Annotated in this window: 28 protein-coding genes; 14 read left to right on the top strand and 14 right to left on the bottom strand. The window is 63.2% G+C overall.

Translation table 11 applies throughout. The features are described from left to right. Positions 1–7 precede the first annotated feature (7 nt). From ROSMUCSMR3_RS15755 to ROSMUCSMR3_RS15725, 7 genes are all read right to left on the bottom strand, one after another. Positions 8–412, bottom strand: a complete 405-nt coding sequence (locus tag ROSMUCSMR3_RS15755) for a response regulator (protein WP_037273780.1) — start codon at positions 410–412, stop codon at positions 8–10. Positions 413–479: 67 nt separating this feature from the next. Next, positions 480–2285: a methyl-accepting chemotaxis protein gene (locus ROSMUCSMR3_RS15750; protein WP_050775727.1), complete on the bottom strand. Its 1806-nt coding sequence runs from the start codon at positions 2283–2285 to the stop codon at positions 480–482. Between the two features lie 147 nt (positions 2286–2432). Continuing rightward, the gene (locus tag ROSMUCSMR3_RS15745) at positions 2433–2954 is read right to left on the bottom strand and encodes a chemotaxis protein CheW (protein ID WP_081507917.1); all 522 of its coding nucleotides are present in this window, start codon (positions 2952–2954) and stop codon (positions 2433–2435) included. A 2-nt stretch (positions 2955–2956) separates the two neighbouring features. Beyond that, positions 2957–4084: a chemotaxis-specific protein-glutamate methyltransferase CheB gene (gene cheB / locus ROSMUCSMR3_RS15740; protein WP_237183463.1), complete on the bottom strand. Its 1128-nt coding sequence runs from the start codon at positions 4082–4084 to the stop codon at positions 2957–2959. Continuing rightward, a complete protein-coding gene (locus ROSMUCSMR3_RS15735) occupies positions 4084–4893 on the bottom strand; it encodes a CheR family methyltransferase (protein ID WP_008279899.1) in 810 nt (269 codons plus the stop codon). Before ROSMUCSMR3_RS15735 ends, cheB begins: the two co-directional genes overlap by 1 nt. Beyond that, entirely contained in the window at positions 4893–6104 is a 1212-nt protein-coding gene (locus ROSMUCSMR3_RS15730) for a chemotaxis protein CheA (RefSeq protein WP_008279898.1), read from the bottom strand. Before ROSMUCSMR3_RS15730 ends, ROSMUCSMR3_RS15735 begins: the two co-directional genes overlap by 1 nt. 139 nt (positions 6105–6243) lie before the next feature. Continuing rightward, the gene (locus ROSMUCSMR3_RS15725; protein WP_008279897.1) at positions 6244–6552 is read right to left on the bottom strand and encodes a hypothetical protein; all 309 of its coding nucleotides are present in this window, start codon (positions 6550–6552) and stop codon (positions 6244–6246) included. 364 nt (positions 6553–6916) lie between these two features. Between ROSMUCSMR3_RS15725 and ROSMUCSMR3_RS15720 the strand changes: the two genes are divergently transcribed. Genes ROSMUCSMR3_RS15720 through ROSMUCSMR3_RS15690 form a run of 7 tightly spaced genes read left to right on the top strand, consistent with a single transcriptional unit; the run spans position 6917 to position 13692 of the window. Next, positions 6917–8053: a sigma-54 interaction domain-containing protein gene (locus ROSMUCSMR3_RS15720; protein ID WP_008279896.1), complete on the top strand. Its 1137-nt coding sequence runs from the start codon at positions 6917–6919 to the stop codon at positions 8051–8053. Between the two features lie 12 nt (positions 8054–8065). Continuing rightward, complete coding sequence (gene fliE, locus ROSMUCSMR3_RS15715) at positions 8066–8392, top strand: flagellar hook-basal body complex protein FliE (RefSeq protein WP_008279895.1); 327 nt, start codon at positions 8066–8068, stop codon at positions 8390–8392. Positions 8393–8423: 31 nt separating this feature from the next. Continuing rightward, complete coding sequence (fliF, locus tag ROSMUCSMR3_RS15710; protein WP_081507915.1) at positions 8424–10118, top strand: flagellar basal-body MS-ring/collar protein FliF; 1695 nt, start codon at positions 8424–8426, stop codon at positions 10116–10118. Continuing rightward, a complete protein-coding gene (gene fliG, locus ROSMUCSMR3_RS15705; protein ID WP_081507914.1) occupies positions 10115–11152 on the top strand; it encodes a flagellar motor switch protein FliG in 1038 nt (345 codons plus the stop codon). The genes fliF and fliG overlap by 4 nt, the downstream gene beginning before the upstream one ends. A gap of 4 nt (positions 11153–11156) precedes the next feature. After that, the gene (locus ROSMUCSMR3_RS15700; RefSeq protein WP_008279892.1) at positions 11157–11948 is read left to right on the top strand and encodes a FliH/SctL family protein; all 792 of its coding nucleotides are present in this window, start codon (positions 11157–11159) and stop codon (positions 11946–11948) included. A gap of 38 nt (positions 11949–11986) precedes the next feature. Then, positions 11987–13279 (top strand): FliI/YscN family ATPase, encoded by a 1293-nt coding sequence (locus ROSMUCSMR3_RS15695; protein ID WP_237183591.1) that lies wholly within the window; start codon positions 11987–11989, stop codon positions 13277–13279. Beyond that, positions 13276–13692: a hypothetical protein gene (locus ROSMUCSMR3_RS15690; protein ID WP_081507912.1), complete on the top strand. Its 417-nt coding sequence runs from the start codon at positions 13276–13278 to the stop codon at positions 13690–13692. Before ROSMUCSMR3_RS15695 ends, ROSMUCSMR3_RS15690 begins: the two co-directional genes overlap by 4 nt. Positions 13693–13705: 13 nt before the next feature. Here ROSMUCSMR3_RS15690 and ROSMUCSMR3_RS15685 read toward each other — a convergent pair whose 3' ends face one another. Then, positions 13706–14569, bottom strand: a complete 864-nt coding sequence (locus tag ROSMUCSMR3_RS15685; protein ID WP_008279889.1) for a helix-turn-helix domain-containing protein — start codon at positions 14567–14569, stop codon at positions 13706–13708. Between the two features lie 108 nt (positions 14570–14677). On the opposite strand from ROSMUCSMR3_RS15685, the gene ROSMUCSMR3_RS15680 reads away from it, so the two are divergent. After that, a complete protein-coding gene (locus tag ROSMUCSMR3_RS15680; protein WP_081507911.1) occupies positions 14678–15643 on the top strand; it encodes a fatty acid desaturase in 966 nt (321 codons plus the stop codon). Between the two features lie 13 nt (positions 15644–15656). Here ROSMUCSMR3_RS15680 and ROSMUCSMR3_RS15675 read toward each other — a convergent pair whose 3' ends face one another. Further along, positions 15657–17081, bottom strand: coding sequence for an FAD-binding oxidoreductase (locus tag ROSMUCSMR3_RS15675; protein WP_081507910.1), 1425 nt, complete (start codon positions 17079–17081; stop codon positions 15657–15659). A 127-nt stretch (positions 17082–17208) separates the two neighbouring features. Here ROSMUCSMR3_RS15675 and ROSMUCSMR3_RS15670 point away from each other — a divergent pair, with 127 nt between their 5' ends. The 3 genes from ROSMUCSMR3_RS15670 to ROSMUCSMR3_RS15660 are packed head-to-tail and all read left to right on the top strand — an operon-like array spanning position 17209 to position 18748. Further along, positions 17209–17661, top strand: coding sequence for a DUF3429 domain-containing protein (locus ROSMUCSMR3_RS15670; RefSeq protein ID WP_081508646.1), 453 nt, complete (start codon positions 17209–17211; stop codon positions 17659–17661). Next, positions 17661–18128, top strand: a complete 468-nt coding sequence (gene rnhA / locus ROSMUCSMR3_RS15665; protein WP_081507909.1) for a ribonuclease HI — start codon at positions 17661–17663, stop codon at positions 18126–18128. Before ROSMUCSMR3_RS15670 ends, rnhA begins: the two co-directional genes overlap by 1 nt. Continuing rightward, positions 18125–18748 (top strand): trimeric intracellular cation channel family protein, encoded by a 624-nt coding sequence (locus ROSMUCSMR3_RS15660; RefSeq protein WP_008279883.1) that lies wholly within the window; start codon positions 18125–18127, stop codon positions 18746–18748. Before rnhA ends, ROSMUCSMR3_RS15660 begins: the two co-directional genes overlap by 4 nt. Before the next feature lie 3 nt (positions 18749–18751). Here the strand turns inward: ROSMUCSMR3_RS15660 and ROSMUCSMR3_RS15655 are convergent, their stop codons facing one another. From ROSMUCSMR3_RS15655 to def (ROSMUCSMR3_RS15635), 5 genes are read right to left on the bottom strand one after another with little or no spacing between them, the layout of a single operon-like run. Next, a complete protein-coding gene (locus ROSMUCSMR3_RS15655) occupies positions 18752–18991 on the bottom strand; it encodes a GlsB/YeaQ/YmgE family stress response membrane protein (protein WP_008279882.1) in 240 nt (79 codons plus the stop codon). 3 nt (positions 18992–18994) lie between these two features. Then, positions 18995–19237, bottom strand: a complete 243-nt coding sequence (locus tag ROSMUCSMR3_RS15650) for a hypothetical protein (protein ID WP_008279881.1) — start codon at positions 19235–19237, stop codon at positions 18995–18997. A gap of 4 nt (positions 19238–19241) precedes the next feature. Continuing rightward, positions 19242–20150, bottom strand: a complete 909-nt coding sequence (gene fmt, locus ROSMUCSMR3_RS15645) for a methionyl-tRNA formyltransferase (protein ID WP_081507908.1) — start codon at positions 20148–20150, stop codon at positions 19242–19244. A 58-nt stretch (positions 20151–20208) separates the two neighbouring features. Next, positions 20209–20703 carry a peptide deformylase gene (def, locus tag ROSMUCSMR3_RS15640; protein ID WP_081507907.1) on the bottom strand — a complete coding sequence of 165 codons (495 nt, stop codon included), beginning with the start codon at positions 20701–20703 and terminating at the stop codon, positions 20209–20211. A 3-nt stretch (positions 20704–20706) separates the two neighbouring features. Further along, positions 20707–21225 carry a peptide deformylase gene (def, locus tag ROSMUCSMR3_RS15635; protein ID WP_008279878.1) on the bottom strand — a complete coding sequence of 173 codons (519 nt, stop codon included), beginning with the start codon at positions 21223–21225 and terminating at the stop codon, positions 20707–20709. Positions 21226–21323: 98 nt separating this feature from the next. Here def (ROSMUCSMR3_RS15635) and ROSMUCSMR3_RS15630 point away from each other — a divergent pair, with 98 nt between their 5' ends. From ROSMUCSMR3_RS15630 to ROSMUCSMR3_RS15620, 3 genes are all read left to right on the top strand, one after another. Beyond that, positions 21324–22493, top strand: a complete 1170-nt coding sequence (locus tag ROSMUCSMR3_RS15630) for a MalY/PatB family protein (RefSeq protein ID WP_081507906.1) — start codon at positions 21324–21326, stop codon at positions 22491–22493. A 19-nt stretch (positions 22494–22512) separates the two neighbouring features. Beyond that, positions 22513–23526: an NAD-dependent epimerase/dehydratase family protein gene (locus ROSMUCSMR3_RS15625; RefSeq protein ID WP_081507905.1), complete on the top strand. Its 1014-nt coding sequence runs from the start codon at positions 22513–22515 to the stop codon at positions 23524–23526. Positions 23527–23630: 104 nt separating this feature from the next. Further along, on the top strand, positions 23631–24674 hold the full coding sequence (locus ROSMUCSMR3_RS15620; protein WP_008279875.1) for a patatin-like phospholipase family protein: 1044 nt from the start codon (positions 23631–23633) through the stop codon (positions 24672–24674). Positions 24675–24678: the final 4 nt, after the last annotated feature.

Here is a 24678-nt window from a genome sequence, read left to right as displayed (position 1 = left end):
CCGGCCCTTAGGCCCCGACCAGCGCCCGCATTACGCGCGTCAACTCGTCTCCGGTCTTTTCCTCGAGGTCATGCGACACCGTGCCAGAGGGCTTGGAAACCACCCCATCCGCCCCCAGTTCGCGCGCCTTGGCAGCCAAGGGCGACCCCTGCACCGTCACCGAGGACAGCATGCAGATTTTGGCCCGCGTCTTGAGCTTGGCGTGACGCAGGAATTCCAACCCGTCCATCACCGGCATCTCGATATCGAGCAGGATCAGGTCAAGGTCCGGAAGATCCGGCAACTTGTCCAGCGCCTCTTGCCCATTGGCAGCCTGTGCCACAAGTTTGAAATCCTTGCGGGATTTCAGAAAGCTGGAGATGTAGAGCCGCATCATTGCGGCATCGTCCACCACCATTACATTGTAAACCATCGTCATTACTCCGAATTATCTGGAATTGCGCGGGAATGAGGCGGCACCGGGCCGCCCCCCGCTTGCCTCAGAAGCCGTGAAAGCCGCGTGCGTCGAGATCAAGCGATCCGCCGCCGTTCAGACGCCCGTTGGGCTTGCCGCTCATCATCGCCTGAATCTGCGCCATCATCTCGGGCGTCAGACCGTTGAAGCCCCCCATCGGCATAGCCGCAGCCGTGCGACGCAGCTTGAAGCGGCCGATTTCCTCTTTCATCTGCTGGGTGGCCGCACTCATCTCGGCGGCTCCGGCAGCAAGCTCATCCGCCTGTTGGCTGGAATCGAGCGCGGATTTGGCGATTTCGGTCATAGCCATCGAAATCTGCGCCACGCCGCGTGACTGTTCCGCGCCAGAGCGATCAATCTCTTCGACGATTTCCTTGACCTGCGTGATCTGCTGGGAAATGCCGGTGAAGGCTTCGGATGTCTCATCCGCAATGCGCACACCCGCATTCACCCGGTTCGACGCATCTTCGATCAGATCCGAGGTCTCGCGCGCTGCTTTGGCAGAGCGCCCGGCGAGGTTGCGCACCTCTTGTGCCACCACCGCAAAGCCGCGCCCGTGCTGCCCAGCCCGCGCCGCCTCGACCGCCGCATTCAGCGCCAAAAGGTTGGTCTGGAACGCAATCTCGTCGATCACTTTGATGATCTTGGCAATGTCCTGAGAGGAGGTCTTGATGCCATGCATGGCGGTGACCATGTCCTTGATCTTGGCGGCACCCTGATCGGCCAGACCCACGGCGCTGCCCACGAATTTCGACGCTTTCTGTGTCGACTCGGCGTTGGCGCGCACCTGCTGGTCTGTCTGGTTGACCGACGCAGACACCTCTTCGACCGAGGCCGAGGCGACCTGTGAATTGGTCGAGAGCGTCTGGCTCGAATGGGCCACCTGAGTGACCGTTGTCGCCACCTGATCCACCTGCTCTGCAATCACCGCAAAGGCACTGTTGAGGCTGCCAAACGCCTGCTCGAAAGATTCGATCACACTGCGGTATTCACCCTTGAACTTGGACAGGTCGGCCTGCACGTCAAGATTGCCCGCGACAATGGAATCCGACAGCGTGCGGATTTCAGCAACGACCCCCCGGAAGTTGCCGCGCACCTTCTCGATGATGGTGTTGAGGAACACCTTCTTGCGCGGCATCTGCGGGAAGGGCGCATCGAAATTACCTTCACCGAACTCTTCAAAGACACCCATCGCCAGCTTCTTGGTCTCGATATGCGCCAGCACCATAGCATTGAGCATCTCTGCCGCCTTGCGGACCTCTGCCTTGTCAAAGGTGTTGCTGTCGATGAAGACATCGATATCGCCCGCATCATGCGCCGCGGCCATTTTTTCCATCTCGGACAGCAGAAGCCGGAATTGATCCAGCGTGCGGTCATTCTCGGCCGTGACGCGCTTGATCTCGGTCACGTCACGCCATTCCACCAGCACGAATTGCGTGCCGCGCTCGACGCCCGGCACGGGCGTCGCGGTGAACTCCAGAGAGATGCCTCCGACGGTAAACGCCCCCTCGTGCGGACCTGTCATGTTGTCCATGATACGCCGCTGGTAATGCGGGTTCTTGTGGAACACATCGACATTCTTGCCGATGATGTCGCGCGCCCGGAAATTCGGCAGATCGCACCGGATGTCATTCTCGATCCGCTCGAACATCTGGAACCCGGTTTCGTTGCAGTAGAGGATGTTGTAATCCTCATCCGCAACCATGATGGGATTGCCAAGCGAGGCCAACAGCGTGGTGGCCACAACGCGCTTCGAGAAATCCATTTCTTTCATATCGTCCATGGTGTCGTTGGCCTTGGGTTTGCTGTCGCGCGGGGATTGCGAGGTCATTTGTTCTTTCCTTTCGGTGTCGCCGGCGGGCTGGTCCGGCGCGGGCTGGGGGGAGGATGTCTCCGTCGTCGGCGTTGCGGCCGACCGGGACGTGAAAACAAGGTCCGGATCGGTCTCCGGGGGATTGGGTTCTGGGGCAGCCATGGATCAGGCCTCGGCCATCATTGGCGGGACGAGCGCGTCATCCTCGACCAGAAGGTTGACATTGAGCAGGATGGCCACCCGCTCTTCCAGACGGCCCAGACCCAACACAAGGCTGCGGCCCTCAGAGCCCGAGAAACTATGCGTCCGGTCAATCTGGTTCGCCGGAATATCGAGCACCTCGTTGACACCATCGACAATCAGGCCCACCGGCGCATCATTGACCTGCAACACGATCACCACGGTACGGTCATCATAGGCCTTGTCCGGCATGCCAAAGCGCAGCCGCACATCCATCAGCGGGATTACCTTGCCACGCAGGTTGATCACGCCCTTGATGTAATGCGGCACGTCCGGCACGCTCATGATGCGTTGCAATCCGACAATCTCGGTCACGACGCCAATCGAAACCCCGTAGAGCTCAGAGCCGACCGGAAAGGTCAGATACATGGTCTCAATGGAATCCGACGGCTCGGCCTGAAGCTCGGTCTGCGGTGTCTGCGTATCGGCAAACGCGGTTTTGGTCATGGTCAGACTCCTCTATGGGTCATTCGGGGGGCCGGGGCGGCGGGTGCCCGCTGGGTTGCAGATGTCGTGCCAACCGAAGCCAGCAATTGCGCCGCCATCTGGTCGAGCGGCACTTGCGCCAGCGCAGCCCCTCTCTCCCAGGCGCGTGCAGGCATGCCAAAGACCAGCGATGTTGCTTCGTCCTGCACATAGGTCTGCGCCCCGGCAAGACGCGCAGCCAGCAGGCCATTGGCCCCGTCGCTGCCCATGCCGGTCAGCACGGCGGCACTCAGGCGCGGCGCAGCCACTTGCGCGGCTGATGTCAGCAGCACATCGACGGAAGGCATCGAAAAACAAACCGGATCGCCCGTCACCAGCTCGACCGCCAAGGCCCCCGAAGCGGCGCGGCGCAGCCGCATGTGCCGCTCGCCCCCCGGCGCAATAAGGGCGAGGCCAGGGCTCAGACGGTCGCCATGTTGCGCCTCGCGCACCTCGATGGCGCAGGTCGCGTTAAGCCGTCGGGCAAAAGCCTCGGTAAAACCCGCAGGCATATGCTGAACAATCACGACAGGCGGACAATTGGCAGGCAGTGCTTGCAACAAAGAGCCAAGCGCCTGAACCCCGCCTGTCGACGCGCCAAGCGCGATCACCCAATCGCGCGATAAAACAGGAGCGGCCAGCGTCGGCGACGGCACTGGCGCTGGATCCGAAACCGGCGATTTCATCCGGTGCATATCGACCTGTGCCACCGCCCGCACCCGTGCAGCAATGGTCGCCAACGCGATATTGTCGACCATACCCGGCGCCACGCCTTGCGGCTTGGGCATCACATCGACCGCCCCGGCCTCGAGCGCCTCGATACTGCGGCGCGCCCCAAGCTGCGTGCTTGACGAGACAACGATCGTGGGAATTCGCAGCCGCGCCACAGTCTGACGCAGGAATTGCATCCCGCCCAGCCCCGGCATTTCCAGATCAAGCGTGATCACATCCGGACGGCGCGCCATGACAAACTCATGCGCCTCTTCGGCACTCGCGGCCTCGCCGATCACCTCGATGCCGGGATCAGCACCAAGCGTCCGGGTCAGAAAGCGCCGGAAAAAACTTGAATCGTCTACGACAAGCACCGTGACGGGTGCAGCAGAGCGGGTCATCATGACCTCCTTCGGTAAAGACCGGTGGCGACAGGCTCCCATAGGGTGCCCAATTGGCGCACGGATTCCGTCACAGAGGTGATCAGCCAGCCACCCGGCTCGACCACGTCATAGAGGGCATTCACCGTGGCAACCTGATCGGCCCGGTCGAAATAATAGAGCACGTTCCGGCAGAACACGGCCTGAAACGGAAGGTTGAACGGATAGGGTGTCGCCTTGAGGTTCATGCGCCGAAAGGTGCAGGCCCGACGCAACTCGGGCGCCACCCTGTATTGATCCAGCCCCGCAGGTTCGAACCAACGCTTGAGCACCATCGGATCGGTCTGCGAAAACTGGCGGTGGGAATAGATGCCCAACTCGGCCCGCTCGACCATCGGATCGCTGATGTCAGTGCCCAGAATATGCGTGCGGTTCAGCGCCGCGGGCCCCAACCGGTCGGCCAGCATCATGCCGACGGTATAGGCTTCTTCGCCACTCGAGCAGGCCGCCGACCAAAAGCGGAACTCAGGCCGCTCTTTCAACTCGGGCAGGGCAAGGTTCATGAACTGATCCAACACCTCGATCTCGCGAAAGAAATAGGTGTGGTTGATCGAGGCCGCGTGCAGCACCGCAAGCTGTAGATCCTGCGCGCCGACGCGGTCCAACTCGCGCGCGAGATGGTTCAGATCGGGCAGATCAAACCGCCGCAACACGCGCTCCATACGCTGCCGCAGCAGATCAGCCTTGGACGGACCAAAGGTGATCCCGCAGCGGCGGCTCAACCAATCGCGCAACTGCTCGAATCCGGCCTGATCCGCATAGACCTGCATCAGCGCCCGCCCCCGTTTGCCAGTCGCTCGCAATCGAGCACCATCGCCACCTCGCCAGAGGACAAGAGAGCAAAGCCCCAGCTCGCGCGCACCCGTGTCAACGTGCCTTCAAGCGGCTTCATCACCACCTGCTGACGGTCAAGGATTTCATCAACGGGCACCGCAATCGGCCCAGAGGTCGACTCGAACACGATGAACACCATCTCTGACAGCGGCGGCAATTCGCTACGCATACCGTCAAAGAACTTCTCAAGGCGGCACACCGGAATGAACCGGTCGCGCTGTCGCAACATCTCGCATCCGCCCTCGGCGGACAGGGCCAGGTGATCCCCGAGACCCGGTTTGACGATCTCGGCGATATCGTCGATGGGCACACAATAAAGCTGCGTGCCCAGCCGCAGGATCACGCTATCGAGAAAGGCCAAAGACACCGGAATATGCAGCGACACGGTCGTGCCCTTGCCTTCTTCGCTCTGGACCCCGATCCGCCCCCGCAAATCTTTCATGGTGGTGTTGAGCACATCCATACCCACACCGCGCCCAGATAGGGTTGTCACGGCTTCGGCAGTCGAAAAACCGGGCTCAAAGATCACCTTCCAAACGGCGGCATCTTCAGGCTCTTCGGTCGGGCCAAAGAGACCCCGCTCGCGCGCCTTGGCCAGGATCTTACCCCGGTTCAGCCCGCGCCCGTCGTCGATCACCTGAATACGCACCTCGCTGCCCACCTGAGCGGCAGACAGGATTATGCGGCCCGCAGGCGATTTGCCCGCCGCCTCGCGCTCGGCCGGCGGCTCTAGTCCGTGATCGGCGGAATTGCGCACCACATGCAGCAACGGATCATACAGACGGTCCGCTACCAGCTTGTCGATGGATGTATCCTCGCCACGCATCTCAAGGTCGATCTGCTTGCCGGTTTCACGCTGCAATTCGCGCACCATGCGCTTGAGCCTGCGAAACACCTCATCCACCGGAACCAGCCGCAATTCGCTTGCGGCATCCTGCACCTCGCCCACGATCATCGACAGCCGATGTGCCGCCGCCTCGAACCCCACAAGGTCGAGATTGGCCAGTTCCGGCGCGTTGATGGTTTCAGACACCGACAGCGACAACTCGCCCACGAGGTCCATCAATCGCCCGATCTTGTCCGACGAGACGCGAAGCAACGCCCCGCCAGAGGCCTGCTCGGGCACCTGCTCTGCACGCGCCGTCATGCCTGCGGCCCTCGTTCAGGACACAGCTTGTTTGGGAACACACTCGCCATGTGATCAGGTCTTTCTCAATCTGTCGGCCTGCTAGCCGGTGACATCTGCATGCGCCGATGCAACCGGCGTGCCAGACTAAATCCCGCGCTCAGGCGGCATCTTCGGCGTTCCCATCGAAATTGAAAATACAGACCCCCTCGAACCCGGTAGATCGAAAGAGAAAGGTTTTCTTCATCGTCTGGATGAAGCCCCCATGTTTCTTTTCGAAGTTCTTGAGATCCGCGATACTCGGGAAGAACAGGTTGACGGAAATGTCCCCCTCCTTGCCGATCATGACGGTCAGGCCTGAGATACGGCATTCCGGAATCGCATTCCCCAGAATCTCCGTGATGAAAGGGGCCGCGATCTGTGCCGCATCGAGGCTTGGAAACTTGAGATGATACGTTTTCGATAACATTGTTGCCTACCAGTTGAGCTCTTCTGAGTTCCCAAACGGACCCCTGCCCAAAAATGTGAGCGCCCAGACGACATATCTCGCGAGTATCTTTGGTGCGTGCCCGCTCGCTTTTGGCGCGATCCGACGCTGAAAGCGCAACATGATCCAAAGGACAGCGCCGCATCTCTGCCCGAATGACGAAGCCTCGACACGTGACAGTCGACACCTCGCGTTTTCGTCGGAGTTGCGACGTTTTCAGGGTCCTGGGACCGAAATTTCCCCACAAAATCGCGACTTTGGGCAATTCCGGGGGTGAATTGCCCCCAAATCCCGCGTGGCACGATCCCTGCTTACAGTTTTCATATCGCAATCAACGAGGTTTCCCATGGCCGACATCTGCATCACCGCCGCGAATTTCCCTCAGGCACAAGCCCTCAAGGCCCTGCTCGACGGGCGTCGTCTGAATGTTCGCATCGGCTATCAGCCCACCTGTCACACCTTGGTGCAGGGGGCGCCCGTGACCGACCAGCGCGCGCTGGTGGAACTGGCCCGCAAGCTGGGGGCGAAACGGATCGTGGTGATCGAAGGTCAGGCCGCAGAATTTGCTCTGCGCGAGGATCTGGGCGGACGCATGCTGACCGTATCGCTGCCCGATAGCGGCCTGCCCGCGCTGCGCGATGCCGCCTTGATGGCAGTGGCCGATCTCTTGGCTGCTCCGTTCGGCACCATGGTCGCCGCCGACCCGAACTCTGGCGCGCTGATCGACATGGCCCGCCGCGTCGCTCGCTTTGACGTCAGCGTCTTTATCAACGGCCCCACCGGCAGCGGCAAAGAGGTGCTCTCGCGCCTGATCCATCAGGCCTCGCCGCGCGCCGACAAACCGTTTGTCGCCATCAACTGCGCCGCCATCCCCGAGAACATGCTCGAAGCGCTGCTCTTTGGTCATGAAAAAGGGGCCTTCACCGGGGCCAACACCGCCAACAAAGGTTATCTGCGCGCCGCCGACGGCGGCACGCTGCTCCTTGACGAGATTTCCGAAATGCCGATGGCGCTTCAGGCCAAACTCCTGCGCGTCATTCAGGAAAAGGTCGTGACCCCGCTCGGTAGCCAGACCGAAGCTCAGGTTGATGTCCGCATCCTTGCCACCTCCAACCGCGATATGGAGGCCGAAATTGCACGCGGGGCCTTCCGCGAAGACCTCTACTACCGCCTCAACGTGTTCCCCTTGGAAACGCTGGCCCTCTGCGCCCGTCCGCAGGATGTGCCGGTGTTGGCGCAGGCCATGCTGCGCCGCCACACACCCGAGGGCCTGCCCACGCCGCTTTTGTCGCCCGAGGCCTGCGACATCCTCGCCGGTCACGCCTGGCCCGGCAATGTACGCGAGTTGGAAAACGTGATGCAGCGCGCGCTGGTGCTCGCCGATGGCATGGTGATTGCACCCGAACATATCATGCTCGTTGCCCGCCCCACCTCTTTGACACGCTCGCGTCCCGCAGCCCTTCCCACCTCTCTTGCCGCCTGATCCTGACCTGACATGAGCCTGACCGGCATCTCCTCTTCCGTCAGCATGATGCACGCCTCGCAGGCGGCAGCACGCCCTGACCCTATTCAGCGCCCGACCGCCATGGCCGACGCGCAGGGGCCGGGCTTTGCTGAACGGCTGGGCAAGGCGGTCGAGAGCGTGAACACCCAGCAAAGCAAGGCCTCGCAGGCCGCCCGCGATTTCGAAACCGGGCGGACCGAAAACCTCGCCGCCGTCATGGTCGAGCAACAGGTCGCATCGCTGGGGTTTCAGATGACGATGCAGGTCCGCAACAAGGCGCTCACCGCCTATCGCGACATCATGAATATGCCGGTCTGAGGCCCAGACTAGAACCACGGAAGTAGAGACTATGGACGGACAGCAAACCACCCTCCCGGCACAGGCTGGCGCCACCTCGCTTGTGCAACGGGCGCGCCTTGCGCTCTCGGGCATGGATGGGTTCATCGCCCAGCCTGCCCTGCGCCGTGCCCTGCCCGCGATTGGCGTGCTGTTGGTCGTGACCCTTGGTCTGGCCGCGTGGCTACTTTTGGCCCCCGCCAACCGCGTGACCCTTCACGCGGGTCTGCCCGAAGCGGAAAAATCCCTGGCCCTCGACGCGCTGACTGCGGCTGGCATGGACGCCCGGCTTGATCCCTCTTCCGGCGCGCTTACCGTGGCCGCTGACCAGTTTCACAGCGCCCGTATGCTCTTGGCCACCCAAGGTTTGCCCGAAGGGGCGACCGACGGCATGTCGGCCATTGACGAAATGCCCATGGGCACCTCGCGCCAGATCGAATCCGCGCGCCTGCGCCGGATGCAGGAACTCGACCTTGCCCGATCGATCCAGGAATTGCGGCCAGTGCGCGCCGCACGCGTGCACCTTGCCCTGCCCGAGCGCAGCGCCTTTGTCCGCGACAGCCAGCCGCCCCGCGCCTCTGTGTTTCTCGAACTCGCCCCGGGCATGGCCCTGGACCAAGCACAGGTGCGCGCCATTGTCAGTCTCGTTGCCGCCGCCGTGCCCGATATGCCGCGCGGCAATGTCTCGGTCGTGGATCAGACTGGCACGCTGTTGACCAGCCCCGAAGAAGACCCGGTGCAGGCCGAAGCGGACCGCCAGATGCAGCACCAGCGCCGGCTTGAAACCCTCTACCGCGACCGCGTGCTGTCGCTGCTCACCCCCATCGTGGGCGCGGGCAATGCCGCCGTCGAAGTAACACTCGATATGGATTTCACCCGCTCCGAGATCACCAGCGAAGAATACCTGCCCGACACCGCCCTGCGCAGCGAGCAAAGCAGCAGCCAGCAAACCAGCGGCGCGCAGGCGGGCGGCATTCCCGGTGCCGTGGCCAACACGCCCCCGAATGAGGCGCAAATGGCCGAGGCCGCCACCCAAGGTGCCAAGAGCGGCACCACCAACAGCGCCACCTCCTCGACCCGCAATTACGAGGTCAGCCGCCGGGTGGAAACCCGCCAGCCGCAGACCGCTCAGATCAACCGCGTGCATGCCGCCGTGCTTTTGCACCGCCTGCCGACCCCCGCCGCCCCTGCCGAGGGTGAAGCCACCTCCGCCGCCCCCGAGGCCGTGCCCCTCGCGGAAATCGAGGCGCTGACCCGCTCCGCCATCGGCTATAACGCAGAGCGTGGCGATATCGTCACCGTGGCCAGCGCCCCGTTTGTGGTGGCCCCCTCCGTCATTTCGGCAGAGCGGTGGTATGACGCGGCTTGGCTGCCGACGCTGGGGCGCACGCTTGCTCAACTGGCGCTCTTTGGCATCATCGTGCTGGGTGTCGTGCGCCCGATCCTCAATCGCCTGCTGCCCCCCGTCGGCGCTACTGCCGCCACTGGCATGACCTATGGCGATGCCATCGAAGTACCCCGTGGCGAGAGCCTGTCAGCCCTGCGCCAGCGCCTTGAAACCGCCGCCCCGAATGCCGAGGACCTCAACGGTGCCATCACCTATGAGGAAAAGATCGACCTCCTCCGCCAGATGGCTGGGTCCGAGACCAATCGCATCGCGGGCGTCTTCAAATCCATGATCACCCCCACTGGTGAGGACCGGCCATGACCCTCGCGCTCCCTGCCCCCTCTGGCACGCGCCCCGGCGCGGACCTGACCCCGGTGCAAAAGGCCGCCATCCTTATGATGATCTTTGGTGAGGAAACCGCCGCACAAATCCTGCGCGCCCTTTCCCCCTCCGAAGTGCAGGTTCTGGGCGAGGCCATGTTCACCGTGCAGGGCGTCGATCACGACACGGTTGATGCCGTGCTCAACGAGTTTCTGGGGCTGGTCAGCAACCAGACCGGCATCGGAATCGGTGCGGGCAATTACGTGCGGCAAGTGCTTGATCAGGCGCTTGGCGCCCATAAGGCGCAATCTGTGCTTTCGCGCATCGTGCCCTCCAACAGCGAACGCCCGATCGAAATCCTTGACTGGATGGACCCCTCTGCCGTGGCCGAGCTTATTCAGGATGAACATCCGCAGATCATGGCGCTGGTCATCGCCTCGCTCGACTATGCCCAAGGTGCCGAAGTGCTCAAGCTGCTGCCCCCCGAGGCACAGCCCGAAATCATCCGCCGCATCGCCACGCTCAACACCGTACAACCCGAGGCGCTGCGCGACCTCGAAGAGGTGATGCGCGCCAAGTTCAAGGCCAACACCACACTGCGCGCCTCGCAGATTGGCGGGGTCAAGGCCGCCGCACGGATCATGAACTTCACCCGTCAGGACATGGAAGAGCGGATTATGAAAGACATCCGCAAGGATGACAAATCGCTCTCCGAGGATATTCAGGACAATCTTTTCGTGTTCGATTACCTCATCAAATCCGACGAACGCGCCCTGCAAACCGTGCTGCGCGAGATCGACAGCGAGATTCTGATCCTCGCCCTCAAAGGGTCCAACCCAACCCTGCGCGACAAGCTCTTGGGCTGTGTTTCGGCCCGCGCCGCCGCCAATATAATGGACGAGATGGAGGCCATGGGCCCCGTACGCCTGAGCCAGGTGCAAGAGGCCCAGAAACAGGTCATCACCGTCGCCCGTCGTCTGTCGGACGAGGGTAAGATCACGCTCGCCGGACGCGGCGGCGAAAAGATGGTCTGAGACCATGACCGCCATGCCTGCCCCTGACCTTCCCCCCGCGCCCGGCGCACTTACGCCCGAGGATCTGCTGGCGCTGGTGCGCCGCTCTTCGCAGCAATTCCAGCGCCGCGATCCTGCCATCCCTGAAACGCAAGCCGAGAGCAGCTTTGCCCCGCAGACCGTGGTGCGCCCCCTGCGCGCGCCCGCGCCAGAGGCAGAGCCCGCGCCTGTCACCGCAACGCCCGAAGAGAAACCCACCGCCAGCTTCACCCCTGCGCCACCCCCGGCCACTTTTGACATCGAGGCCGAGCGCCGTGTCGCTTGGGCCGAAGGCCACGCCGCCGCCCTGCAGGACATCGAGGCCGCCCGCGCCGCCGCCCGCGCCGAAGCACTGGAAGAGGCGCGCGCCACCGCCGCGCAGGATATCGCTGAAACGCGCGATGCTTTCACTGCCGCGATCACCCGCCTCACCAGCGCCGAAAACGAACGTTTGGCAGACCTGAGCACCAAACTGGAACTGGCCGTGCGCCAATTGGCCACCCAACGGGCCGGGCAGAAAATCGACGAGGCCCCCCGCCCCTTTCTGCGCCGTATCGAAAAGATCACCCATCAAATCGCCGCCGGGGCCGAGAATACCGTCGTGTTGATGAACCCCGCCGACCTTATGGCGATCAAACCGCATATCAAGGATTTTAGCCCATTGGCCAAGGGGCGGCTGTCGCCCGACACCACCTTGGGGCGCGGGGATCTGCGCATTCGCATGGAAGATATCACCTTCTCCGATGTGATCGCCGAACGCGACGGGGGGCTGGCATGACCGATCTTCTGGCGCGTCTCGCACAGGCCACCGAGGCCATGACCGAGGTGCCGCCCCCCGGCTATTCAGGTCAGGTGCTGCGCTATGATGGTCTCATCCTCGAATGTGCGGGCTTTCCTGCCAGCCCCGGCACGCGCTGCCACATAGACACCGAGGATGGCAAGGGCGCCACCGGCGAAATCGTGGGCTTTGCCAATGGCCGCAACCTGCTCTTTCTCGATCAACCCGGTGCGCGCATCACCCATGGCTGTCAGGTGCACAAGATGCGCGGCGGTCACAACGCCGCCATGGGCGACGCCCTCTTGGGCCGCGTGCTTGATGCGGAAGGCGCGCCGCTTGACGGCTATGGTCCGCCCGATTGCCCGGAAACCCGCCCGCTCTCGGGCCGCGAACAAAACCCGCTTGCGCGCCAGCCCGTCGATGCCCCGCTTGATGTTGGCGTGCGCGTGATCAACGCCGCCCTCACCGTCGGGCGCGGTCAGCGCGTGGGCATCATCGCAGGCTCGGGCGTCGGTAAATCCGTGCTCATCGAAATGATGACCCGCTACACCTCTGCCGATGTGATTGTCGTTGGGTTGATCGGGGAACGCGCCCGCGAAGTGGGCGATTTCGTCTCCAAGGTCATGACCGGTGAGAACCGCGCCAAGACCTGTGTCGTCGCCGTGCCCGCCGACCGCTCGCCGCTTCTGCGGCTGCGCGCGGCACATCGCGCCACCGCGATTGCCGAATATTTCCGCGATCAGGGCAAGCAGGTCATGCTGATCATGGACAGCCTCACGCGCGTGGCGCATGCCCGCCGCGAAATCGGTCTGGCATTGGGCGAGCAACCCACCGCCAAGGGCTATACGCCCTCTGTCATCTCGATGATCCCCGGCCTGATCGAGCGCGCCGGTCCGGGCCTGCCCGGTCAGGGCAGCATCACCGCGTTCTATACCATTCTGGCCGATGGCGACGACACCACCAACGATCCCGTTGTGGACACGGCCCGCGCCATTCTCGACGGGCATTTCGTGCTTTCGCGCAATCAGGCGCAGATGGGCATCTATCCCGCCATCGACCTCACCCAATCGGTGAGCCGTGTGATGAAGGACATCGCCGAGAAACCCCACCACGCAGCCGCCATGCGCCTGCGCCGCCTCATTGCCCTGTATATGGAGAACCGCGACATGATGCTCATGGGTGCCTATTCCCCCGGCCAAGACGCCACGCTTGACGAGGCCGTCACCCTCTGGCCCCGGATCGAGGCCTTTATCCGGCAGGATATCCATGAACCCGCCAGCCTTGAGGACAGCATCAGCGCCCTTTGCGCGCTGACAGGCGGTGCCGCATGAGCGCGCGCCAGCACCGCCTGCTGACCCTGATGGCCCGGCAGGAAAACCGCGAGTTGGGGCACCTCTCCATGCAGCTTGGCCATTTGCGGCGGCAGGAAATGCAGCAATTCGACATGGCCGACCGACTGGGTCAAATGCTCGACCAGAGCGCACAGGCCCCGGCCGAGCCGATGACCCCCGGCCAACTGAGCACGGCGCATTTCATGGGGCGCACCCTGGTGCAGCAGCTTGAGGCGACGCGCAGTCAGATGGCCCGCACGCGGCAAGAGCGCGCCGCCGTGGAACAGGACTTCTCGCAGCACCAACGCCGCCAGCAGATCCTGCAAGAGCGCGCGGACCTTAGCCGCCGCGCCCTGCACGCGGCCCGCGCCGAGGCCGAAGACAACGCCACCCTGCCCCGTCGCACGCGGTAACGCGATAGCGCCGCTATCGCACCAGCCCGTCACGCAACGCGCGCAGATGCGCGGGGATCTCCCGCGCCGTCACCCCTGCCTCGCGCACCAGCCCGTCGAAATGTAACGTGATCGCCTCGATACGTTCGGTGTCGCGAAACACCATATAGTTGCGCCCAAGATAGAGCACCGCCAGCAGCGGCCCAAAAAGCGTGATCGGCGCGGAATAAACCCGCCGCGCGTCAAAGAGATAAAGCCGCAGGCGCGGATAGAGCTGCGTCGTCGTGGCAATCAGGTGATCAAGCTGCGCGCGGCGCAGATCTGCGGGCAACCCGCGATAATAGCCCTCGCCGCGCGCGAAACTCTCGATCTCATACAGCGGCAAAGCAATCTCGTAATCCGACCGCGCCGCCCGCATCCAGGCCATGCGATCCTCTGATGCGCCAATCGCCTGATCGGTGGAACGGCCCAGATGCGGCGCATATTCCCATTCCAGCATTGCGCGGGTCTTGAGCATATCGGGCAGCGCGGCCGGCACATGGCGGATTTTGTATCCCGCCGCCTCCTTGTGCCACGCGAAAATCTGTTCATCGACAAGGGCGCGTGGGGCCTCGGTCAACGACAGCGTGTTGGCCAGCATATCGGCGGCGGTTTCGGGTCGGTCGGTCAGGCCCAACAGCCAATCGGCAGAGACCCCTAGCGCCGAGGCGCATTCCCCCACCACCTGCGCATTGGGCAGCCGCGCAGCATCGCCCTTGAGCAATTGCGACACGGTCGAGCGATCCACCTCAATCGCCCGCGCCAAAATGCTCTGATTGCTGCCCCGACGGCGCATCGCCTCGGTCAGCCGGTTTCGAAACAGGGTGGCCCGCAGGCGTTTGTCGATTTTTTTGGACATGCGGTGACTATAATCACAGTTGCGGAGAAATGTTAACCATTTCCGAAATGGCGCACTCAGAAGATTGAAACGACTGTCAGAGGAAGATGCACATCAAAAGGACCCAGAATGCACGCCCCATCGCAGCTGAACGCGCGCCCCGAAGCAGGCAGACAGCCGCCCAAGACGCGGCAGGCGGCTCGCGTTGAATGGCCCACGCTTGGCCTGCTGGCGCTCTGCTACGCGATGTGGATCTTTGGCACCACTGCGGCGTCGGCCCTCGCGTTGCCGCTTGGCATTGTCGTCACCGGCCTCGCCATCGCCCTTCATTCCTCGCTCTGCCATGAGGCGCTGCACGGGCACCCGTTCCGCTCTCAGCGCCTGAATGAAACGCTGGTCTTTCCCGCCCTCTGCCTTGCTATCCCCTATGCAAGGTTCCGCGACACCCATCTTGCGCATCACCGCGACGAATTTCTCACCGACCCCTATGATGACCCCGAGGCGAATTACCTTGATCCGACTGTCTGGGTGCGGCTGCCGGGTTGGGTGCGGGCGGTGCTGCGGTTCAACAACACGCTGGCGGGGCGGATGCTGATCGGGCCAATGGTGGCGCAGATCTCTTTTCTGCGCAGCGATTGGCAGGCGATCAAGACAGGCGACCGTGCCGTGCGCGATGCTTGGCTCTGGCATATCCCGGCGGTGGCGCTGGTGCTGGCTTGGCTGTGGATTGTGCCGATGCCGGTCTGGGCCTATCTGCTGGCGGTCTGGCTGGGCTTGGCGATCCTGAAAATCCGCACCTTTCTAGAGCATCGCGCCCATCTGCGCGCCAGCGGCCGTACCGTACTGATCGAGGATCGCGGCCCCTTGGCGTGGATTTTCCTCAATAACAACCTGCATGTGGTGCATCATATGCACCCCGAGGTGGCATGGTATCGCCTGCCCGCGCTCTATGCGGCGCGGCGCGACCATTACCTGCGGCGCAACGATGGCTATGTCTATCGCTCCTACGCCCAGATTTTCGCCGCGTATTTCTGGCAGGCCAAGGACCCGGTGGCGCATCCGCTCTGGCCCGGGCGCTCTGACGGCGACGCATAGGCAGCAGCACGGGTTAACCCCGCAGCACCGCCCCCGGATTCATGATTCCCAGAGGATCGAGCGCCGTCTTGATCGCGCGCATCGCGTCCAATTTCACCGGATCACCATAGCGCTCCAGATCCTCGACCTTGAGCCGCCCGATGCCATGTTCGGCGCTTACCGATCCGCCCATCTCATGCACCAGATCATGCACCGCACGCTTGATCTCGTCGCGCTCCGCCACATGATCCGCACGTCCCCGCCCCGGCATGGGAAAGACGTTGTAATGCAGGTTGCCATCGCCCAGATGCCCAAAACAGTTGATCCGGAACGCGCCGATCCCAGCGATCACCGCATTCGCCTGCACGATAAAATCGGGGATCAGCGACATCGGCAGCGAAATGTCATGCGAACTGATGGATCCGATGCGCCGGTTGGCCTCTGGAATTTGCTCACGCACCTCCCAGAACTGATGCCGCTGGGTTTCGGATTGCGCGATCATGCCGTCGCTGACCAGCCCAGCCTCGAACGCCTCGGCGAATAATCCCTCCAACACCGCCGCCGGATCAAGCCCACTGGCAAGCCCCACGTCGATCAGCACGAACCATTCAGGCATCTTGGCAAAAGGCTGGCGGATATCGGGCAAGGTCTCGGCCAGAAACTCGAGCCCGGCTCGGTGCATGATCTCGAACGCGCTGACCCCCTCGCCGATGCGCGCACGCGCCAGCGCCAAAAGGTCAAGCGCGGCGCGCGGTCCCTCGACCACCATCAGCGCCGTGCCCTCGCCCATGGGGCGCGGTGAAAGCTTGAGCGCCGCAGCAGTGATCACCCCCAAGGTCCCCTCGGACCCGATCAGAAGGTTGCGCAGATCATAGCCTGTGTTGTCCTTGCGCAGGCGTTTCAGACCATTCCAGATGCGCCCATCGGGCATCACCGCCTCTAGCCCCAGACACAAATCGCGCGCATTGCCATAGCGCAGCACATTGACGCCGCCCGCATTGGTGGCAAGGTTGCCGCCGATCCGCGCCGATCCCTTGGCGGCGATGCTGAGCGGGAAGAGCCGGTCCACTTCGGCGGCGGCGGTATGGATATCTTGCAGGATCGCCCCTGCCTCGACCACGATCACGTTTTCCGCCGGATAAATGCCGCGCACCGCGCGCATCCGCTCAAGGCTCAGGATCACCGGCGTCGGGCCACCGGGGGCGATCTGCCCCCCCACAAGGCCGGTGCCGCCGCCATAGGGCACCACCGGCACGCGCGCAGCGGCACAGGCACGGACAATCTCGGCCACGTCTTCGGTGTTGCCGGGGGCCAGAACCACGCCCTGCCCCTGCCAGCGACCGCGCGGCTCCTCAAAATAGCCGGGCGTGGCCTCGCGGAACACGGGCGCGGGCAGGCGCGCGCGCAGCGCGTCGATGAAAGCGGGGGTGGCTGGGGCCAAGGTGGGAGTGTGGGTCATGCGCTTTACCTATCACGTTGCCCGCATCGGTCCAGCCCTTCGTGAGAGGCAAAGAAGCGGCGCATGGAACGCGAATGCACGGCTTTCCCCCTTGTCTCTGCGCGCCCCTCGGGTCATTTTGCGCGCCATGCAGATGATACCCCGCGCCCCGCTCTTTCTTGGCCTTGCCGGCCTCTTGCCCTTTCTCTGGGGGGCACTGACCGTGGTCCTGCCCGACCTCGGCCTCTGGACCGTGCAGACCATCGGGCCGCGCTTTGCCGGACCCTATGTGATGCTTTTTTACGGCGCGGTGATCCTGTCGTTCATGTCGGGCGTGCTCTGGGGTTTCGCCACGCGGGCGACGGGCACGATGGCAAGCATCTGCTATGGCCTTTCGGTCATTCCGGCCCTTTGGGCGTTTTTCATGACCGGCGGCGGGCCAACCTCGGCGGGAACAAGCCTCATCTTCGGTTTTGCAGGCCTTTTGGCGCTGGATTGGCAATTCTGGCGATGGGGCCTCACCCCGCCTTGGTGGATGGCGTTGCGGGTGCTGCTAACGGCGGTGGTGATCGGCTGCCTTGCGGTGGGGGTGTTGCTCTGATGCCCGCGCTTTTCGCCTATACTGACGGGGCCTGTTCCGGCAATCCCGGCCCCGGTGGCTGGGGGGTGCTGATGCGCGCCATCGACGGCGACGCCATTCTCAAGGAGCGCGAACTCTCGGGGGGCGAGGCCGATACCACCAACAACCGGATGGAGCTTTGGGCCGCCATTGCCGCGCTTGAGGCGCTGTCGCGCCCCTCAACCATCACCATCGTCACCGACAGCGCCTATGTCAAAAATGGTGTGACCGGCTGGATGCACGGCTGGAAACGCAACGGCTGGCGCACCGCCGACAAAAAGCCGGTCAAGAATGTCGAGCTTTGGCAACGGCTGGACGAGGCGCAGAAACGCCACACCGTCACATGGGAATGGGTCAAGGGCCATGCAGGCCACCCCGAGAACGAGCGCGCCGATGAACTGGCCCGCGCTGGTATGGCCCCCTACAAGCCAAGCAAGGCCAAAGGATGAGCGCGCTCATCCTGCTCGATTACGCTTCAGTGCTGATCTTTGCGCTGACCGGCGCGCTTGTGGCCTCGCGCCAACAACTCGACATCGTGGGCTTTGCCTTTATCGCCTGCCTGACGGCGGTCGGCGGTGGCACGCTGCGGGATGTGCTTTTGGATCGCAACCCGGTCTTCTGGCTGGGCAATCCCAACTATATCCTCATTGCCTGCGTCGCCGCCCTTTTTGTGTTTTTCACCGCTCATCTGGTCGAAAGCCGCTATCGTCTCTTGCTCTGGCTCGACAGTTTCGCGCTGGCCGTGGCGGTGCCTGCGGGCGTAAGTGCGGCGATGGTGATGGGGCAAAGCCCGGTGATCGTGGTGCTGATGGGCATGGTCACGGGCTGTATGGGCGGGCTGATGCGCGATGTGGTCTGCAACGAGGTGCCACTTGTGCTCAAACAGGGCGAGCTTTACGTGACCGCCGCCTTTGCCGGAGCCTTGGGCGCAGTGATTGCCGCAACGCTCACCAACGATCCGCTTGTGATCTTGGGCACCTGCGCCGCCCTGACGTGGGCGCTGCGCGTGGGCTCTCTCACGCTTGGCTGGCGGCTGCCGGTCTACCGGGCGCGCCCGCCACGGCAATAAACCTCAGCGCCGCTGACCGATCATCTTCCACAGCCAGACGAGCAGCATCGCGCCCAGAACCGCACCGATCAACCCGCCAAGAAAACCCGTGATCATCAGCACCATGCGAATGACCACCGCCCCGATCAGCGTTCCGGCAATGCCGATCAGAATGGTGGGCACCACGCCCACCTCAACCCGCATCAACCGCGTCGCCAGAAACCCGGCCGCAATCCCCACGATCAAAAGCCCGATGATGCCCATGCCTTACCTCCGATTGCGCCAATGGGTCGGCACGATGATCAGCGCCCCGATTGAGGACAGGATCGCATCAATCCCCGGCGCGCCAAAGCGGATACCGAACATGATCCGGACAAAGTAAAACAGAAACGCGCCGCCGATGCAGATGATGATCGAGGGCAAATAGCCATTGCGGGTGAACCCGCTCTTTTCGCTGGCGTAACCCACGATGCCCGCGATCACCACCGTACCGAATAGCTGCATGAACATCGCGTCACCCCAATTGCGTGCCACGCGGCAAGGGCATGCCGCGCAAGAACTCGTCAGCATCCTGCGCCGCGCGCCCGGCCCGTTGCAAGCGCAAAAGCCGCACAGATCCCGTGCCGCAGGCTACGGTCAACCCGTCCGCCAAAACGACACCCGGCGCGCCGTGCGCCTCTGCCATGGCAGAACAAAGCAGCTTGATCCGCTCGCCCCCCACCTCGCACCAAGCCCCCGGAAAGGGCGAGAGGCCCCGGATCAGCCGGTCCACCTCTGTGGCGGGGCGCGTCCAATCCACCCGCGCCTCGGATTTGTCGATCTTGGCGGCATAGGTCACGCCCGCCTCGGGTTGTGGCTCTGGCGTCAAGGCGTCGAGCCGCTCCAATGCCGCGACGATCAACCGCGCGCCAAGGGCAGACAATCGGTCATGCAATTCCCCTGTGGTTTCTTGGGGGCCAATCGCCACAGGCTCGCGCAGCAGAACCGGCCCGGTGTCGAGCCCCGCCTCCATCTGCATGATGCATACGCCTGTCTCGGTATCCCCCGCCATGATGGCGCGGTGAATGGGCGCGGCCCCCCGCCAGCGGGGCAAAAGGCTGGCGTGAATGTTCAAACACCCGCGCGTGGGCGCATCGAGCACAGCCTGCGGCAGGATAAGGCCATAGGCCACCACCACCACCACATCGGCCTTGAGTGCTGCAAACTCCGCCTGCGCCACCGCCTCTTTCAAACTCACCGGATGGCGCACCGGCAGGCCAAGCGCTTCGGCGCGCGCCTGCACCGGGCTGGGGCGGTCTTTTTTGCCGCGTCCCGCCGGGCGCGGCGGCTGGCAATAAACCGCCGCCACCTCATGGCCCGCGGCAACCAAAGCCTCAAGCACCGGCACAGAGAAATCCGGCGTTCCCATGAAGATCACACGCATGCCGCCCCCTGTCCCTGTTCCCAGAATACTCAAATCCGCCGCTGCCCCAAACGCTGCCTCAGCCGATCTTGCGCGCCCGCCTGAGCAGCATATCGCGCTTGACCCGGCCCAGACGGTCGAAATACATCCGCCCCTGCAAATGGTCGATCTGATGCTGCACGGACGTGGCCCAGAGGCCGACAAAATCGCGCTCCTCAACCTCTGCGTCGGCATTCAGGAACCGCACCGTCACCGCGCGTGGCCGCTCGATCATCGCCGAGACACCGGGCAGGCAGGGGCTGGCCTCTTCATGGGGGCGCAATTGCACGCTCGCGTGCAGGATTTCGGGGTTGGCCATACGCACCGCTTGGCCCCGCGCCGTGCTGGCATCGACCACCGCAAGCGCCTGCATCTCGCCCAGTTGTGTGGCGGCAAGACCCACACCCGGCATCGCCTCCATCACCGCGATCATCTCATCCCAGAGGGCGCGCGTTGCATCCGTGATCTCCGAGACTGGCGCAGCGGGCTGGCGCAGCCGCTTGTCAGGCCAGCGCAGACAGGGGCGCGGCGCCACGGCTTAGCCCCGCGCCAGTTCGCGCTTGAGCTTTTGCATGCGCCGGGTGATGAGTTGCCGCTTCATGGCGCTGAGGTAATCAATAAAAAGCTTGCCATCGAGATGGTCGATCTCATGCTGCACGCAGGTGGCCCAAAGACCGCCAAACCCTTCCTGATGCTCAACCCCATCCAAGTCCATCCACCGCATCTCGACCTCTGCAGGGCGCGTGACATCGGCGAATTGATCCGGAATCGACAGGCAGCCTTCCTCATACACGCTCTTTTCCTCGGAAAAGGCGGTGATTTCGGGGTTCAACATCACGATCGGGCGCGGGGTGGCCCCCTCATCCTTGACGCAATCCAGCACGATCAGACGATCCATGACGCCCACCTGCGGCGCGGCAAGGCCGATGCCCGGCGCGTCATACATGGTCTCAAGCATATCCTGCGAGAGTTTGCGCAACGCATCGGTCACGTCCTTCACGGGCGTGCAGACCTTTCTCAGGCGCGGGTCGGGATGGATCAGAATGGACCGTTTCATGGCGGCTATTTAGGCGATGACCGGGCGTTCTGCAACGCCCCTTGCGCTCGGGCCGTGATCGGTTAGCCTGCGCGCCAAACGCAGAGCCGGAGACCCCTATGAATTTCGACGAGATCATCGACCGCCGCGGCACCCATTCCGACAAATGGGACATGATGCAGGCCAAATATGGCGTCTCGCCCGAGGATGGGATTCCGATGTGGGTGGCGGATATGGATTTCCGCCCGCCCGCCTGTGTCACAGAGGCGCTGATCGGCATGACGCAGCATGGCGTCTACGGCTACTATGGCGACGATGCCGCCTACCGCGCCGCGATCCAGTGGTGGATGAAGACACGCCACGGCTGGACGGTCGAGGCGGATGCGATCTTTACCACCCATGGCCTGGTGAATGGCACCTCGATGTGCATCGACACATGGACCGCGCCGGGGGATGCGGTGGTGGTCTTCACCCCCGTCTACCACGCCTTTGCCCGTGTGATCCGTGCTGCGGGGCGCGAGGTGCGCGAATGTCCCCTCGTCAACACCTCAGGCCGCTACGAGATGGATTTCGACGCCTATGATGCGCTGATGACGGGCAATGAAAAAATGCTCATCCTCTGCTCGCCGCATAATCCCGGTGGCCGGGTCTGGACCAAGGCAGAGCTTGAGGGCGTGGCCGATTTCGCCCGCCGCCATGACCTCATCCTCGTGTCGGATGAAATTCACCATGATCTTGTGATGCCCGGCCAGCGCCATACCGCCATGCCCCATATCGAGGGTATCGCTGATCGGCTGGTGATGATGACCGCCACCACCAAGACCTTCAACATTGCAGGCGCGCATCTGGGCAATGTGATCGTGCCCGATGCAAAGCTGCGCGCGCAGTTTGCCGCCCGCATGGGCGCGATGGGGATATCGCCCAATTCCTTTGGTCTCTTCATGGCCGAGGCCGCCTATAGCCCCGAGGGCGCAGAATGGGTTGATGCGCTCTGCCTCTATCTCGATGGCAACCGGCAACTCTTTGAGGCTGGAATGCAGGCCATTCCGGGCGTGCGCGCCATGCCGCTCGAGGCGACCTATCTGACGTGGATCGACTTTGCCGGCACCGGCATGCCAGCGGCGGACTATACCGCACGGGTCGAGAGGGATGCGCACGTCGTGGCCAACCACGGCCCGACCTTTGGCACCGGCGGCGAGAGCTTCCTTCGGTTCAACATCGCCACACCGCGCGCCCGCGTCGCAGAGGCGGTCGCGCGCATTCAGACCGCCTTTGCCGATCTGCAATGAGCGTCCGGGGCGCGGGCCGATGACGCGGGTTTTTATCACCGGCACCGCCGGATTTATCGGCTATCATCTGGCAAACCTGCTGCTGGATGAGGGCATAGTGGTGCATGGCCTCGACGGCATGACCGACTATTACGACGTCAGCCTGAAACAGCGCCGCCACCAGATGCTGATGCAAAAGCCGGGGTTTGTCGCGACCGAGGCCATGCTAGAGGATCAGACAGCGGTGGACGCCGCGATTGACGCCTGCGCCCCTGACATCATCGTGCATCTCGCGGCGCAGGCAGGCGTGCGCTACAGCCTTGAAAATCCGCGCGCCTATATCGACGCCAATATCGTCGGCACCTTCAACATCATGGAAGCGGCCAAGCGCCATGCGGTGCGCCATCTCCTGATGGCCTCCACTTCTTCGGTTTACGGCGCGAATACCGAAATGCCCTATGCCGAGACGATGAAGGCCGACAGCCCGATGACAATCTACGCCGCCACCAAAAAGGCGACCGAGGCCATGGGCCATGCCCATGCCCATCTGTGGAACCTGCCCACCACGATGTTTCGGTTCTTTACCGTCTATGGCCCATGGGGCCGCCCCGACATGGCCTATTTCAAATTCGTCGAGGCCATTCTGGCGGGTCGCCCCATCGACATCTACAATCACGGCGAGATGTATCGCGATTTCACCTATGTGGGTGATCTGGTGCGCGGTATCCGTCTGCTGATGGATGCCGCCCCCGTGCGCCCCCTGACGCCCGAGGATATCGCCCCCGGTGACAGCCTCTCGCCCGTCGCCCCCTACCGGATCGTCAATATCGGCAATTCCGAAAAGGTGCGCCTCTTGGATTTCGTCGCCGCCATCGAAGACGCGCTAGAACGGCCCGCCATCCGCAACATGATGGAGATGCAAAAGGGCGATGTGCCCGCCACTTGGGCGGATGCCCGCCTGCTCGAAACACTGACCGGATACCGCCCGCAAACCAGCGTGCGCGACGGGATTGCCCAATTCGTGCGCTGGTATCGCAGCTATTATCAGGTCTGAGCGGGAATCTAAGGGCAGAGGGCGGCAAGGGCCATGGCGTCGCGCGACCGGCGCTGCTAGCGTGCGCCTGAACTCAGCCCCCCAATGACGGAGACAGCCCGCCCATGAGCAAGACCGGCAAACCGATCAATCTGGCGCTTCAGGGCGGTGGCGCGCATGGGGCCTTTAGCTGGGGCGTGCTGGACTACCTGCTCGAGGATGGGCGCCTGCATATCGCGGGGGTCTCTGGCACATCAGCCGGGGCCATGAACGCCGTGGCTTTGGCAGATGGCTTTACCCGCGCCGGGCCCGACGGCGCACGCGCGGCGCTTGACCACTTTTGGCGCAGCATGAGCGGCAGTGTCAAACATTCGCCGATGCAGCGCACGCCGCTGGACCGTCTGACCGGCAACTGGGGGCTGGAAAACAACCCGTTTTACCATTTCATGAACGCGCTCACTGGCGTTGCCTCGCCCTATCAACTCAACCCCATGAACATCAACCCGCTGCGCGATCTGGTAGAAGAAAGCATTGATTTCGAGATGGTGCGCAAATGCACGGCGTTCGAGCTCTTTGTCTCGGCCACCAATGTTGAAACGGGCCGGGTCAAGGTCTTTGCCCGCGAGGAATTGACCGCCGATATGGTGATGGCTTCGGCCTGCCTGCCGCAGATGTATCAGGCGGTCGAGATCGACGGCGTGCCCTATTGGGATGGCGGCTATATGGGCAACCCGTCGCTTTTCCCGCTCTATGGCAAGACTGGCACCGATGACATCGTGGTCATCCAGATCAACCCGATCGAGCGCAAGGGCGCACCGCGCTCGGCGCAGGAAATCCAGAACCGCCTGAACGAAATCAGCTTTAACGCGAGCCTGCTCAAGGAACTGCGGGCCATTGATTTCGTGGACCGCCTGATTGCTCAGGACAAGCTCTCGACCGATCACTATCGCCCGGTCAAGGTGCATCTGATCGAGAATGAAGCAGCGCTGAAACCGATGGGGGCCTCGTCCAAGATGAATGTCGAATGGGCGTTTCTGACCCGCTTGCGCGACATCGGGCGCGAGACGGCAGCGGCATGGCTTGATGCGAATTACGACCATGTCGGCGTCAAAAGCACGGTGGACCTGCGCGCCATGTTTCAGGGCATCGGGGCCGAGCATCAGGGCTGAGAGG

The sequence above is a fragment of the Roseovarius mucosus genome (assembly GCF_002080415.1).
Taxonomy (GTDB): Bacteria; Pseudomonadota; Alphaproteobacteria; order Rhodobacterales; family Rhodobacteraceae; genus Roseovarius; species Roseovarius mucosus_A.
The sequence above is the reverse complement of the archived record's forward strand: the minus strand, read 5'-3'. Positions and strand labels throughout refer to the sequence as shown.

What these genes read in the sequence shown, in the direction of transcription:
- ROSMUCSMR3_RS15755 (WP_037273780.1), bottom strand. Translation starts at nt 412, where the DNA reads ATGGTTTACAATGTAATGGTGGTGGACGATGCCGCAATGATGCGGCTC.
- ROSMUCSMR3_RS15750 (WP_050775727.1), bottom strand. Translation starts at nt 2,285, where the DNA reads ATGACCTCGCAATCCCCGCGCGACAGCAAACCCAAGGCCAACGACACC.
- ROSMUCSMR3_RS15745 (WP_081507917.1), bottom strand. Translation starts at nt 2,954, where the DNA reads ATGACCAAAACCGCGTTTGCCGATACGCAGACACCGCAGACCGAGCTT.
- cheB (WP_237183463.1), bottom strand. Translation starts at nt 4,084, where the DNA reads ATGACCCGCTCTGCTGCACCCGTCACGGTGCTTGTCGTAGACGATTCA.
- ROSMUCSMR3_RS15735 (WP_008279899.1), bottom strand. Translation starts at nt 4,893, where the DNA reads ATGCAGGTCTATGCGGATCAGGCCGGATTCGAGCAGTTGCGCGATTGG.
- ROSMUCSMR3_RS15730 (WP_008279898.1), bottom strand. Translation starts at nt 6,104, where the DNA reads ATGACGGCGCGTGCAGAGCAGGTGCCCGAGCAGGCCTCTGGCGGGGCG.
- ROSMUCSMR3_RS15725 (WP_008279897.1), bottom strand. Translation starts at nt 6,552, where the DNA reads ATGTTATCGAAAACGTATCATCTCAAGTTTCCAAGCCTCGATGCGGCA.
- ROSMUCSMR3_RS15720 (WP_008279896.1), top strand. Translation starts at nt 6,917, where the DNA reads ATGGCCGACATCTGCATCACCGCCGCGAATTTCCCTCAGGCACAAGCC.
- fliE (WP_008279895.1), top strand. Translation starts at nt 8,066, where the DNA reads ATGAGCCTGACCGGCATCTCCTCTTCCGTCAGCATGATGCACGCCTCG.
- fliF (WP_081507915.1), top strand. Translation starts at nt 8,424, where the DNA reads ATGGACGGACAGCAAACCACCCTCCCGGCACAGGCTGGCGCCACCTCG.
- fliG (WP_081507914.1), top strand. Translation starts at nt 10,115, where the DNA reads ATGACCCTCGCGCTCCCTGCCCCCTCTGGCACGCGCCCCGGCGCGGAC.
- ROSMUCSMR3_RS15700 (WP_008279892.1), top strand. Translation starts at nt 11,157, where the DNA reads ATGACCGCCATGCCTGCCCCTGACCTTCCCCCCGCGCCCGGCGCACTT.
- ROSMUCSMR3_RS15695 (WP_237183591.1), top strand. Translation starts at nt 11,987, where the DNA reads ATGACCGAGGTGCCGCCCCCCGGCTATTCAGGTCAGGTGCTGCGCTAT.
- ROSMUCSMR3_RS15690 (WP_081507912.1), top strand. Translation starts at nt 13,276, where the DNA reads ATGAGCGCGCGCCAGCACCGCCTGCTGACCCTGATGGCCCGGCAGGAA.
- ROSMUCSMR3_RS15685 (WP_008279889.1), bottom strand. Translation starts at nt 14,569, where the DNA reads ATGTCCAAAAAAATCGACAAACGCCTGCGGGCCACCCTGTTTCGAAAC.
- ROSMUCSMR3_RS15680 (WP_081507911.1), top strand. Translation starts at nt 14,678, where the DNA reads ATGCACGCCCCATCGCAGCTGAACGCGCGCCCCGAAGCAGGCAGACAG.
- ROSMUCSMR3_RS15675 (WP_081507910.1), bottom strand. Translation starts at nt 17,081, where the DNA reads ATGACCCACACTCCCACCTTGGCCCCAGCCACCCCCGCTTTCATCGAC.
- ROSMUCSMR3_RS15670 (WP_081508646.1), top strand. Translation starts at nt 17,209, where the DNA reads ATGCAGATGATACCCCGCGCCCCGCTCTTTCTTGGCCTTGCCGGCCTC.
- rnhA (WP_081507909.1), top strand. Translation starts at nt 17,661, where the DNA reads ATGCCCGCGCTTTTCGCCTATACTGACGGGGCCTGTTCCGGCAATCCC.
- ROSMUCSMR3_RS15660 (WP_008279883.1), top strand. Translation starts at nt 18,125, where the DNA reads ATGAGCGCGCTCATCCTGCTCGATTACGCTTCAGTGCTGATCTTTGCG.
- ROSMUCSMR3_RS15655 (WP_008279882.1), bottom strand. Translation starts at nt 18,991, where the DNA reads ATGGGCATCATCGGGCTTTTGATCGTGGGGATTGCGGCCGGGTTTCTG.
- ROSMUCSMR3_RS15650 (WP_008279881.1), bottom strand. Translation starts at nt 19,237, where the DNA reads ATGTTCATGCAGCTATTCGGTACGGTGGTGATCGCGGGCATCGTGGGT.
- fmt (WP_081507908.1), bottom strand. Translation starts at nt 20,150, where the DNA reads ATGCGTGTGATCTTCATGGGAACGCCGGATTTCTCTGTGCCGGTGCTT.
- def (WP_008279878.1), bottom strand. Translation starts at nt 21,225, where the DNA reads ATGAAACGGTCCATTCTGATCCATCCCGACCCGCGCCTGAGAAAGGTC.
- ROSMUCSMR3_RS15630 (WP_081507906.1), top strand. Translation starts at nt 21,324, where the DNA reads ATGAATTTCGACGAGATCATCGACCGCCGCGGCACCCATTCCGACAAA.
- ROSMUCSMR3_RS15625 (WP_081507905.1), top strand. Translation starts at nt 22,513, where the DNA reads ATGACGCGGGTTTTTATCACCGGCACCGCCGGATTTATCGGCTATCAT.
- ROSMUCSMR3_RS15620 (WP_008279875.1), top strand. Translation starts at nt 23,631, where the DNA reads ATGAGCAAGACCGGCAAACCGATCAATCTGGCGCTTCAGGGCGGTGGC.